Annotated in this window: 7 protein-coding genes; all 7 read left to right on the plus strand. The window is 35.4% G+C overall.

Features of this window, described 5'->3' with window-relative positions:
• Positions 1 to 11 precede the first annotated feature (11 nt).
• The 7 genes from GSY47_RS09110 to GSY47_RS09140 all read left to right on the plus strand — a co-directional run bounded on the left by GSY47_RS09110 (position 12) and on the right by GSY47_RS09140 (position 13,508).
• On the plus strand, positions 12 to 2,252 hold the full coding sequence (locus tag GSY47_RS09110) for a GH92 family glycosyl hydrolase (protein WP_246611298.1): 2,241 nt from the start codon (positions 12 to 14) through the stop codon (positions 2,250 to 2,252).
• Between the two features lie 14 nt (positions 2,253 to 2,266).
• On the plus strand, positions 2,267 to 4,927 hold the full coding sequence (locus tag GSY47_RS09115; protein ID WP_179005856.1) for a glycoside hydrolase family 3 protein: 2,661 nt from the start codon (positions 2,267 to 2,269) through the stop codon (positions 4,925 to 4,927).
• Between the two features lie 263 nt (positions 4,928 to 5,190).
• Positions 5,191 to 8,277: a SusC/RagA family TonB-linked outer membrane protein gene (locus GSY47_RS09120; RefSeq protein ID WP_179005858.1), complete on the plus strand. Its 3,087-nt coding sequence runs from the start codon at positions 5,191 to 5,193 to the stop codon at positions 8,275 to 8,277.
• Positions 8,278 to 8,293: 16 nt separating this feature from the next.
• Positions 8,294 to 9,883: a SusD/RagB family nutrient-binding outer membrane lipoprotein gene (locus tag GSY47_RS09125; RefSeq protein WP_219071241.1), complete on the plus strand. Its 1,590-nt coding sequence runs from the start codon at positions 8,294 to 8,296 to the stop codon at positions 9,881 to 9,883.
• Between the two features lie 170 nt (positions 9,884 to 10,053).
• On the plus strand, positions 10,054 to 11,385 hold the full coding sequence (locus GSY47_RS09130; protein ID WP_179005862.1) for a sugar MFS transporter: 1,332 nt from the start codon (positions 10,054 to 10,056) through the stop codon (positions 11,383 to 11,385).
• Between the two features lie 91 nt (positions 11,386 to 11,476).
• A complete protein-coding gene (locus GSY47_RS09135) occupies positions 11,477 to 12,526 on the plus strand; it encodes a sialidase family protein (protein WP_179005864.1) in 1,050 nt (349 codons plus the stop codon).
• 13 nt (positions 12,527 to 12,539) lie between these two features.
• Positions 12,540 to 13,508, plus strand: coding sequence for a M20/M25/M40 family metallo-hydrolase (locus GSY47_RS09140; RefSeq protein ID WP_246611299.1), 969 nt, complete (start codon positions 12,540 to 12,542; stop codon positions 13,506 to 13,508).
• The last annotated feature ends 50 nt before the right edge of the window (positions 13,509 to 13,558 follow it).

Consider the following 13,558-nt stretch of genomic DNA (forward strand, 5'->3'; position numbering starts at 1 on the left):
AAATGAAACCTATGGTTTTAAATACAAATAAATTTAAAACAGCATGTATTTTGTACATGCTGTTTTTTAGCATTACAATTTTTGCGCAAGAGCCAGCAGATTTTGTAAATCCGTTTATTGGAACTTCTAATTACGGTGCGGCTTATCCAGGACCAATTGCCCCACGCGGCATGGCAAGTATCAGTCCGTTTAATGTGGCGGGAGTAAAAAATACTCCAATGGAAAAAGACAGCCAGTGGCTTTCAAATCCTTATGTAAATGAAAATACTTTTTTGACAGGTTTTAGTCAGGTGAATTTAAGCGGAGTTGGCTGTCCGGAATTAGGTGTTATTTTATTGATGCCAACCACTGGAGCAGTAGAAATCGATCACTTAAAATACGGTTCGACTTATTCTAATGAAGTGGCGAAAGCGGCTTATTATAGCGTAAACATTGACAAGTACAAAGTAAAAGGCGAATTTACAGCTTCAAAACGAGTTGGGATTAGCAGATTCACTTTCCCGAAAGGGCAATCTAATATTTTACTAAATCTTGGTTTAGGTTTAACAAACGAAGAAGGTGCAATGGTAAAAGTCGTTTCTTCTACAGAAATTGAAGGAATGCGTTCAGTTGGTTCATTTTGTTACAACAGTCCAGAGGATGCTTACCCAGTTTATTTTGTGGCTCAATTTTCTAAGCCTGCTGATAAATTCGGAGTTTGGAAAAAACCTGCGAAATACAGCGGTGTCGAAGCACAATGGATGGGCTACAACGGAAAAGCCAGAATGATGGAAAATACCATTAAAACCGTAGTAGGTGATAGTATTGGAAGTTATTTTACGTATAAATTCGACAAACAAGAAACGGTTGAAGTGAAGATTGGAATTTCGTACGTAAGTATCGAAAATGCCCGTGAAAATTTAGCAAAAGAAGTGGGTAACAGATCTTTTGACGCAATTTACAAAGAAACCTATAACGAATGGAACGAAGAACTTTCTAAAATTTTGGTTGAAGGCGGTACAAAAGACGAAAACACGATTTTCTACACGGCTTTATACCATACATTAATTCACCCAAATATTTTAAATGATATTAACGGAGAATATCCAGTAATTAAAAGAAGTAAGATTGCTAAAACCAAAGATACCCGTTATACCGTATTTTCTTTATGGGATACGTACCGAAATGTTCATCCGTTAATGTCTTTGGTTTATCCAAAACAGCAATCCGATATGATAAAAAGTATGTTGGATATGTTCGATGAAAACGGCTGGTTACCGAAATGGGAATTGAATTCGACTGAAACTTTTACCATGGTTGGAGATCCTGCAAGTATAGTAATTACAGATACTTATATGAGAGGAATTCGTGACTATGATGTTAATAAAGCCTATTATGCGATGTTAAAGGGCGCAGATAATATTGAAAATAATCCGCTTCGTCCGGGATTGAAAGATTATATCAAAAAAGGATATTTGACAACTGACAACAAAGGCCCAGTTTCTACAACTCAGGAATACAATATTTCAGATTATTCTATTTCGCTTATGGCCAACGAATTCGGTGACAAAGACAATGTAAAACGTTTTAAAGAACGTTCATTATCCTACAGAAAATTATTTGATAAAAACTTAAATCTGCTTCGTCCAAGAACGCCTGACGGAAAATGGTATGAGCCATTTGATCCAAATTCAGGAGCCAATTTTGAAGAAAATGTTGGCTTTATCGAAGGAAATGCTTGGCAATACGCTTTTATGGTTCCTCACGACATTGTCGGATTGAAGAAATTAATGGGAGGTGATATACCTTTTTCGGCACAATTGCAGAAAATATTTGATAGCAAACAATTTGATATGGCAAACGAACCAGATATTGCCAATCCGTATTTATTCAATTATGTAAAAGGTGAAGAATACAAAGCTCAAGAAATGGTAAAGAAATTGGTTCACGAATATTTCAAAAATGAACCAAAAGGATTGCCAGGAAATGACGATACTGGAACAATGTCGGCTTGGTTAGTGTATTCGATGATGGGAATTTACCCAATTTCGCCGGGAGATCCAATTTACACCATTACAGCACCAATGTTTCATAGGGTAACGATCAAATTAGATCCAAGATATTATAAAAAAGAAAACATTGTAATTGAAAGACAAATCAATAATGATGGAAAAATCAATTCGATTGAGTTAAACGGAAAATCACTTAATACCTTTTTTATTTCGCACGACGCTTTTGTTAATGGAACAAAACTTAAAGTGATTCAAAACTAAACACACACACAACTATGTTACAATTAAGAATGAGAAAAACGGCCATTATTTTTGTAATGGCTGTTGGTTTTTTAAACCAGACCCATGCCCAGAAAAAGTATCCGTATCAGGATGCCAAATTACCAGTAGAAGAAAGAGTTCAAGACTTGTTAAGCCGTATGACGCTTGAAGAAAAAGTGCGTCAGATGGATATGTACAGAGGAGATTTTTTTAAAGATAAAGAAGATTTCGCTAAAGGTAAATCGGCAGAAAAAATTGGAAAATTAGGAATAGGAGCGATTCATGACTTGTATCCGCGTTCAGCGAAAATGATCAATGATTTGCAGACTAATGTGATAAAAGGAAATCGTTGGGGGATTCCAGCACTGATTATGTGCGAAATGCTTCACGGCTATTTAGACGAAGGAAGTACCGCTTTTCCAATGAACATTGGTCTTGGAGCAACTTGGGATATTGCTACGATGGACAAAGTGGGTAAAGTTATTGGTATGGAAGCCAGAGCACATGGTGTTCATTTTGGTTTTGGACCCAACTTAGATTTAGGACGTGAGCCAAGATGGGGGCGTGTTGCTGAAACATTTGGCGAAGATGCTTTCTTAAACAGCGAAATAGGTTTGGCTTTCATTAAAGGATTGCAGGGAGACGATTTAAAATCGGATCGTTCTATTATTGCAGAACCAAAACACTTTGCTGTTCACGGTATTCCACAAGCGGGAGGAAATTCTTCACCTATTTTGGTTGGAGAACGTTCTGCAAGGGAAGATCATTTGCCATCTTTTGAAAAAGCATTCAGAAAAGGTGGAGCTTTAGGAACTATGTGTGCTTATTCTGAGTTAGACGGAATTCCTTGTGCTGCCAATCATTGGTTATTGACAGATGTTTTGAGAAATGAATGGGGTTTTAAAGGAATTGTAGTATCCGATTTAGGAGCTATCAAATACATTCAAACGACTCATAAAGTGGCTGATTCTCCAAAAGATGCTATTAGAGAAGCAGTTTCTTCTGGTGTTGATATGCAGTTTTATGATTTTAGTAATGAATTCTGGCAGAACACCATTATTGAATTAGTAAATGAAAAGAAATTGACAACAGAAAATATCGACCGTGCAGCGGGAGGAGTTTTACGTTTGAAATTCTTATTAGGATTATTTGAAAATCCATACACAGAAAAAAATCTAATTAAAGAGCGTTTTCATACTCCAGAAAATCAAGCTGTTGCTTTAGAAGCGGCTCAGAAATCTATGGTTTTATTGAAAAATGAAAACAACACTTTGCCTTTAAGTAAAAACTTGAAGAATATTGCGGTTATCGGACCAAATGCAAATGCTTCAAGATTGGGTGGTTATGCTCCAAAAAATAGTGTGGGTATGACGGTTTACGAAGGAGTTAAAGAATTAGTTGGAAAAACGGCGAATGTAGTTTACGAAGAAGGAGTTCCGTTGATCGTAAAAGGACAGATTATTCCATCTAAATACTTATTTACACCAGACGAATCTCAAAACGGATTAAAAGGAGAATATTTTAACAATAGAGAATTGCAAGGAACTCCGGCATTGACTCGTATCGACAGTCAGTTAGAGTTTGACTGGCCTTGGGCTCCCGGAGATGGTGTTAATGTAGATGATTTTTCTATCAGATGGACAGGATTCTTAAAATCAGATCAAGCATTGGATGGCTGGTTAGGTTTAAGTTCTGATGACGGAATTAGAATGTATATCGATGATCAATTGGTTATCGACAACTGGACAAAAGGAGCAACAAGCATGGTTACAACTCCTAAAAACATTGAAAAAGGTAAAAAATACAAAGTCCGCATCGAGATGTGGGAAGGAGGCTGGGGAGCCAGAGCTCATTTCCGTTGGAATTTAGAAAAAGTAAACTTACAGCCAGCAATCGAAGCCGCTAAAAAAGCAGATGTTGCAATTGTAGTTTTAGGAGAATCTAACGAATTGGTTGAAGAAAACAGAGATGTGGCTTCTTTAGACTTATTCGGAATTCAGCAGCAATTAATTGAAGAGATTCACAAAACAGGAACTCCAGTAGTTTGTGTGTTATTAAATGGTCGTCCGCTTTCTACAAACTGGATTGCTGAAAACATTCCTGCTGTTTTAGAAGGATGGTTCCCAGGTGAATTAGGAGGTAGAGCAGTGGCTGATGTTTTGTTTGGAGATTACAACCCAGGAGGAAGATTGCCAATCACAGTACCAAAATCAGTTGGGCAGTTACCTATATATTATAACCAAAAACCATCTGCAATCCATAAATATGTTGCAGAAAGCGAGCATCCTTTATATTCATTCGGTTACGGATTAAGTTATACGAAGTTTGAATATTCTAATCTAAAACTGAATACTACTGAAATTAAACCAAACGGAGAAGTAAAAGTTTCTGTTGATGTTAAAAATGTTGGGGATAGAGATGGAGATGAAGTGGTTCAATTGTATATTAATGATGTTTACAGCAGTACCACTACACCTGAAAAAACGTTAAAAGGATTCAAAAGATTAAATATCAAAAAAGGAGAAATAAAAAATGTTGAATTTACACTTACACCAGAAGAGCTATCTCTTTGGAACAGAGAAATGAAGCGCGTTGTAGAGCCTGGAGATTTCGAAGTTATGGTGGGCGGAAATTCGACTGATTTGCTTAAAACTAAATTCAAGGTTTTGAACTAAAAACCTAAAAACGCCGAATATTTTTCGGCGTTTTTGCTTTAAAAAAATGAATACAATTATAAAAGGCTAAAATCTCTTCAATAAATAGAGTTCTAGCCTTTAAAATAAGGCAGAGTTGGATTACAAATGAAAACGTTTTCTTTCAATTTTCGACCAAACTTTCACCAACACCTTTTCAAAATTGTCATTTGTCGAAATTATGTATTGTTAACAAAACGTATTCTTAAATTTAACATGTTATTAACTCTAAAAAAACAACTAATATGATTAAAAACGTACTAAAATTACTGTTCGTCATATGCCTTTTTGGGTTCCAAAGCCTAGAAGCGCAGACTACAGTAAAAGGAACGATAACAGATGCTGTTAGCGGAATTCCGATTCCTGGAGCAAATATTATTGTTAAAGGAACAAAAACAAGTGCTTCATCAGATTTTGATGGAAAATACAGCATTAGTGTTCCAAATCAATCGTCGGTTTTAGTATTTACTTATGTAGGTTCTGCTACAAAAGAAGTAGCTGTAGGATCACAAACTACTATTAATGTGTCTTTAGGTGCAGACACACAGCAGTTAGGAGAAGTAGTGGTAACTGCTCTTGGTATTAAGAGAGAGAAAAAAGCCATTACTTATTCTGCACAAAACGTTTCAGTAGATGAGTTATCAGAAGCAAGATCATTAAACGTTGCCAACTCACTTTCTGGTAAAGTTGCGGGTCTTAACTTCTCTACTACTTCAAATGGTGTTGGTTCTTCTTCTAGAATTACTTTAAGAGGTAACAGATCTCTTAATGGTAACAACCAGCCTTTATATGTAGTAGATGGTGTGCCAATTAGTAATGGTACAACAGACACAAACCCTGATATTGATACGGGAGGAACTACACAGCCAGATGGTATTTCTAACATTAACCCAGAAGATATTGCTTCGATGACGGTTTTGAAAGGACCATCTGCGGCAGCACTTTATGGTTCTAGAGCATCAAATGGTGTAATCGTAATTACAACTAAATCTGGGAAAGCAGGAAAAACGTCTGTTACTTTATCATCTAACTTTATGGCATCTTCTGCTTACAACTTGATGAATTTACAAAATGAGTATGGACAAGGAACAAACGGTGCGTATGTCGCAAACTCTTCTTCAAGTTGGGGAGGTAGAATGGATGGAAGCCAAGTTTCAAACTGGCAGTTAGTTCGTAACCCAAATTATGTTGGACCAGCTACACAAAGTTATTCTCCACAGCCAAACAACGTAATTGATTTTTACAAAACTGGGTATAACTTAGCAAACACATTAACTGTTACAGCAGGTAACGAGAAAGCACAAGGATACTTCTCTTATACTAATACACGTGCTGAAGGTATTGTGGGAGGTAACCAAATGGACAGACACAATCTTAACTTAAGATTGACTAGTAAAATTACTGATAAGTTAACTTTAGATGCTAAAACAAATTACATTGTTCAGGATATTGATAACTTACTAAGAACTGGTGAGGAATCTATTGGTACATCTGCGTATTTATTACCTCGTAGTATCGCTTATGACGATTACAAAAACTTCGAATATTTTGATGCAGCAGGACAAAGACAAGTTAACTATTTTCTTGATGAGACTGGGGCTCCTGGAGGAAATCCATTCTGGTCTGCATTAAGAGATGATGCTCGTACAGACAAAAGAAACAGATTTATTGGTTTAGCATCTCTTAAATATGAGTTTACAAAAACATTAAGCTTACAAGGTAGAGTTGGTTTAGACCAAATGACAAACAGAAACATAAGAAACGGTTACGCTACAAATGCTTTTAACAATAACATGGGATCTTACAGAGAATCTTATGAGACAGTTAGTGAGTTAAACATTGATGCATTACTTGCATATAGTGAGAAATTTGGAGATTTTTCTATCGGACTTAATGGAGGTGCAAGTTCATTGCAACAAAGTAATTCTTCTCTAAGTTCAGGTGGTGTTTTAAGTTTAAGAAACTACTTTGCATTAGGTAATGTGCAAACTATACAATCTACCTCTACAGCTTCAGAGAAAAGAATTAATTCTATTTACGGATTTGGTCAAATTGGTTTCAGAAATTATTTATTCTTAGATTTAACAGCGAGAAATGACTGGTCATCTACTTTACCAACAGATTATTTCTACCCATCTGTAGGTCTTTCAGCTGTTCTTTCAGATATGTTTACATTACCAGAAGTAATTAGTTTTGCAAAAGTAAGAGCTTCTTACGCACAAGTAGGTAATGATACTAATCCGTACCAATTAGATCCAAGATACAGATACATTGGAGGTAACGGAGGAATGTTGTATGGAGATACTACAGCGGCTAATCCAAACTTAAAACCTGAGATTTCTTCTTCTACAGAGTTTGGTGTTGATGTTAGATTTTTCAACAACCGTTTAGGTTTAGATTTCACTTATTTCAATACATTGACTGATAATCAAATTTTCTACATCAATACACCTGAGTCATCTGGAGTTTCTAGAGCTGTTGTAAATGGTGGGGATATTGAAAATAAAGGTATTGAGCTTACACTTACTGCAACTCCGATTCAAACAGAAAACTTTACTTGGGATATTACAGCAAACTATGCATCTTATAAATCAAAAGTAAAGTCTATCTTTGAAGGAAGAGATGAATTAGTTCTTGGTGAAGGTCGTTTAGTTAGAAGTAAAGTTGTTGTTGGAGGCGAGTATGGTGACTTATATATTAAAGGATTCCAAAGAGACCCAGAAGGAAATATCATCGTAAATAATGCAGGTATTCCATTAGCAACAAATGGTTTTGATGTTCGTGCTGGTAATTTCAATCCAGATTGGACTGCAGGTTTCAAAAATAATTTTAAATACAAAGATTTCTCTTTAAGTTTCTTGGTTGATTTCAGAATTGGCGGTGAAGTTATTTCATATACTCAGGCTAGACAAGCTGGTTTAGGGGTAAGTGATATTACTTTAGCAGGAAGACAAGGAGGAATTGTAGTTAATGGTGTGGTCTCTAATGGAGATGGTACATACACTCCAAATACAGTAAGTATTAATGCTGAGCAGTACTGGACAGCTATTGGACAAAGAACTCCAATCGCAGAACCATTTATCTATGATGCTACAAATATCAGATTAAGAGAGCTTGTTTTTGGTTATTCATTACCAAAACGTTTGTTAAGTAATTCAGGATTCTCAAGTATCGATTTCTCTTTAGTAGGTAGAAACTTATTCTTTTTCGTTAACAAAGCAGAGCACTTTGATCCAGAAGCGGGTGCAGGAACAGGAAACTTGCAAGGTATTGAATCTTTCAACATCCCTTCTACAAGAGATTATGGGGTAAATGTTAAATTTGGATTTTAATTAAAAAAGAGATATCATGAAATATAGATTTAAAATAAAAACATTAGGAGTTGCATTAATGGCAGTTTCGATTTTATCAAGCTGTACAGGTGACTTTGATGAAATAAACAAAGATCCTAATGCATTGACTGAAGATCAGTTAGATGCTACGTTAGCGGGACCTGCATTTGCATCAGCATTATATGCAGGAATTCACAACGGATCTTATTCATCTCCATCAGGTACAGATGATCAAGGTACTTGGGGGATCGCTACTGGTATTTTATCTTCAACCTTTATTCACTATTTAAACTGTGGATATGGAACAGAAAGAAACGCTTTCGTTAACGGATACGAAGGTAGAGGATGGTTAAGATTTTACACAGTTGCAGCACCAGCTTTAACAAATGCATTTAAAGCATCTGAAGGAAATGCTGAAGCTACCGCAGTTCTTAAAATCTGGAAGGTTTTCATGTACAACCAAATGGTTGATGCTTACGGACCAATTCCTTACACTGAAGCGGGTAATGGTAAAGACAAAGTTCCTTATGATAGTGTAGAATTTATTTATGAAGATTTCTTTAAATTGTTAGATGAAGCTAACGCGACATTGTCTTCGGCTTCTTCAACTACTGTTGCCTCTCTTGCCCCAAATGATAGAGTTTATTCAGGAAGTGTAGACAAATGGAGAATCTTCGGAAATAGCATGAGATTACGTTTGGCTTTAAGAATTTCTGATAAAGATCCAGGAAAAGCAAAAACTCAAGCTGAAGCTGCTGTAGCTGCAGGAGTTATGCAGACTAATGATCAAAGTGCATTTTTTAAAGTAAGTAACATTACTCCAAATAACTTAAACATGATTGTTAATGGTTGGGGTTATGTAATGACAGCTTCTATGGAAAGTATCTTAGTTGGATACCAAGATCCACGTTTGTCAAAATGGTTTGCCCCAGTTGCTACAGGTGCTTATAGAGGAAATCCAGTTGGAGGTTTAGAAGATCAATTTGGAACTACTGAATTCTCTAAATTTAATAATGACGTTCTTGGAAGTGGCGCTGCAAATACACTTAGTGAAACTAAAAATATTGAAATCTTTATGGCTTCTGAAAACTATTTGACTAGAGCAGAAGGAGCTTTAAATGGATGGAATATGGGAGGAGATGCTAAAACTTTGTATGAAACAGGTATTAGATTGTCTCTTGCACAATGGGGAATTACTGATGCTGCTACTGTTAATGCTTATATTAATGGTGTAACATTGCCAACATTGCCAAACATTTTAACGTTATACCCAGCTTTAGATTTACAAGATATTCCTGTGAAATTACCTGTAGCTTGGTCTGCATCAGTTGCTAACCAGCGTACACAGATTGCAGTTCAAAAGTACTTAGCAATTTTCCCAGAATCATGGGAAGCTTGGGCAGATTTACGTAGAAGCGATGCTAAAGTAATCTATCCAGTTTTAAATACGGATAACCCAGATGCTGGAGTTGGTAAATCTCTAATGAAGAGAATTATTTATACTACAAATGAATATTCGTCTAACAAAGCAGCAGTTGAAGATGGTATCGTAAAATTAGGCGGTGCCGATTCAGGTGGAACAAGACTTTGGTGGGACACAAAATAATTAATTTGGTGAGTAAAGATCGACACAGTCCTTACTTAAAATGCAAAAGGAGAGGTAACTCTCCTTTTGTTTTATACTTATGTCGCTAATTGGCATAAAAATTCTATTAACTAAACGATGATGAACTCCAATTCAATACATCATCAAACCAAAAAAAACACAAAATAAAAATGGTTAACGCAAATACCACTAACTCCTCACAAACCAAACCAACCTTAATACCGATATTAATTATTGCAAGTCTGTTTTTTATTTTCGGATTTGTAACCTGGATCAATGGCGCATTGATTCCGTTTATGAAGACGATTAATGAATTAACGTCAGCGCAATCTTTATTGGTTGCTTCGGCCTCTTATATTTCGTTTGTTGTTATGGCACTTCCAGCTTCTTTTATTTTATCTAAAATCGGCTATAAAAAAGGAATGTCACTAGGATTATTCACTATGGGATTCGGAGCATTAATTTTTATTCCAGCCGCTGAAGCCAGGACTTATTGGATGTTCTTGACAGGAATCTTTATTCAAGGTGCTGGAATGACTTTGCTGCAGACGGCTTCAAATCCTTATATTACGATTTTAGGCCCTATTGAAAGTGCTGCGAAACGAATTTCGATTATGGGAATCTGTAATAAAATTGCGGGAGCATTAGGATCTCTTATTTTCGGTTCAATTTTGTTATCGGGAATAGATGAAATTCAGGAAAAATTAAGTTTGGTAAGTATTTCAGAAAAGAATGCACTATTAGATAATATGGCAGACAGTGTGGTAGTTCCTTACATTTCAATGGCAGTTGTTCTATTTATTTTAGGATTATTAATTCTAAAAGCACCGCTTCCAAATGTTGAAGCAGCGCCAATTGAAGAAGCTGAAGAAGGAAAAACGGCTAAAACAAGTATTTTTCAGTTTCCTCATCTTTGGTTAGGTGTATTAACTTTGTTCATGTATGTGGGAGTTGAAGTAATTGCAGGTGATACCATTATTGCTTATGGAATCGCTTTAGGATTTCCTGCAGCAGATGCTAAATTCTTCACCACATTTACTTTATTGGCAATGGTAGCTACTTATGCTTTAGGAGCTTTTTTGATTCCAAAATATATTACGCAGGCTTTAGCTTTAAAAGTAAGTGCAGTTTTAGGAATTATATTGTCTTTTTGCATCGTATTTTCTACTGGATTTACTTCTGTTTTATTTGTAGCAGGATTAGGAATTGCAAATGCTTTAGTTTGGCCGGCAGTTTGGCCTTTAACGTTAAATGGTTTAGGGAAATTTACTAAAACTGGAGCTGCTTTATTAGTTATGGCAATTTCTGGAGGAGCAGTGATTCCGCCTTTGTATGGAAAATTCGTTGACGGTACAAAAGCAGACCTTATTGCTCAAGGAATAAATGAAGTAACGGCTACAGCAACAGCTTCAACAAAAGGATATTGGATTTTACTTCCTTGCTATATTATTATCCTTTATTATGCTATTTCAGGACATAAAGTGGGACTGAAGAATAGTTAGATTTAAGATTTTTTAAAGAAGCGAGAAACAAGATGAAAGACTTATAAATTGAAAATCTTGTTTCTTACTTCTTTCATCTAAAAAAAATAAAATGATATCAAATACAAAATATGTTATAACAACTTTATTAACCATTTTTCTTATTTCTAATGGATTAAATGCACAAATAAAAGCAATTAATATTGAAAGCAGTTATATCGCAGATCCACCAGTGACTACAAATAGTCATGCATCAACTTTAGTAGAACACAAACCAAATGAGATTTTAGCCGCTTGGTTTGGAGGAAAATATGAAGGAGCAAAAGATGTTGGAATTTATATTTCGGATTATAAAGATAAAAAATGGTCAACGCCAAAAGAATTGATTCGGCCGCTAATTAAAAATGGCGATACACTTCCTTGTTGGAACCCAGTTCTTTTTAAAGCTAAAAGCCAAAATTTGTACCTGTTTTATAAAGTGGGAAAGAATCCAAGAGAATGGTTTGGTGCTATGATTGTTTCAAAAGATAACGGAACAACTTGGGGAGAACCAAAATACCTTCCAGACGGAATTTACGGGCCAATTCGTAACAAACCAATTGAGACTACTCCAGGTGTAATTTTATGTGGAAGCAGCACAGAAAGTGTAAATACTGATGAATGGAGAATTCACGTAGAAGAATATACAGAAGCAACTGATTCTTGGAAGAAAATTGCAGTAGAAAACAATCAAAATTTTAATGTCATTCAGCCAACATTTTTAATTCATGGCACGACTGATATTCAAATGTTATCTCGAAGCAAACACAATAAAATAGTTTCAAGCTGGTCGGGAGATAACGGAAAAAGCTGGATTAGAACCAATACGATAAATGTAATCAATTCGAATTCAGGAATTGATGCTTTAACGGTAAATAAAAATCTTTTCTTATTGGTTAATAATCCGTTACCACAAGGAAAGGACTGGTTTAACGGACGTAATATTTTGGACGTAGAATATTCAAAAGATGGTCTAATCTGGAGAAAACTATTTGATCTTGAAAAACAGGAAAAAGGCGAATTCAGTTATCCAGCCATTATTCAGACTACTGATAAAAAAATTCATGTTTTGTACACTTACGACAGAAAGTATATCAAACATACTGCATTCGATTTGAATTAATTATAAACGCGATATGAAATCTTCTAGACTTTCAAATAATGTACTAAAAATAGGAGTTTTATTCTTCTGTTTTCATCTTAATGCCCAGAATGCCAAAACCTTTCATCAGCACGATAAATATTTGTCTTCTGATAAATTAGAAGGTCGTTTTCCTGGAACTAAAGGAAATAATGAAGCTGCTGCTTATATTAAAAAGTACTTTAAAAAGTATGGTTTAAGAGAATTCAATGATTCTTATTATCAGCCTTTTAAGCTTTTTGTGAAAGAAGGAATCAATAAGATGAAATCGGATAGTGTTTCGACGCAGAATGTTTTAGGTTATATTGAAGGATCTGACCCAAAACTAAAAAATGAATACATCGTTATTGGAGCACATTACGATCATTGGGGCTGGGGCGGACAAGGTTCTGGAAGTAAAAAGAAAGACATATTTGCCATTCATAACGGTGCAGATGATAATGCTTCGGGGGTTTCGGCTTTGCTGTGCATTTTAGAAGAAATTTCAAAGCAAAAAGTTAAGCCTAAACGAAGTATCATTTTTATCTCTTTCAGTGGAGAAGAAGAAGGATTGTTAGGTTCTAAATATTTTGTAAATCATCTGCCGGTTCCAAAAGAAGCTGTAAAAGTCATGCTGAATATGGATATGGTTGGAAGATTAAATGATAAAAAAGAACTCTATATGGGAGGTGCAGGAACTTTTCCAAATGGAGTAGAGCTAATGAAAAAACTGCAGGAAAACTCAGGATTAAATCCAGTTATTCATGCAGGTGATGTAGGCGGATCAGATCACGTCACTTTTTACAAAGAATTTATTTCTGCAGTTGGTTTCCACACTGGAGGACATCCGCAGTATCATACACCTGAAGACGATATTGATCTGATTAATTCAGACGGCGGTGCTTTAGTGGCAAAATATATTTATAATGCATTAACGGAAATAGCCAATTATCAAGAAGATTTATTATTTATTAAGCAGAATTAAAATAAAATGAGTTTCATTTTGAATTAGTTAAGTTAGTTTTTGTTGTTTGA

Origin of the sequence: Flavobacterium quisquiliarum (genome assembly GCF_019308285.1) — a bacterium.
Classification (GTDB): Bacteria; Bacteroidota; Bacteroidia; order Flavobacteriales; family Flavobacteriaceae; genus Flavobacterium; species Flavobacterium quisquiliarum.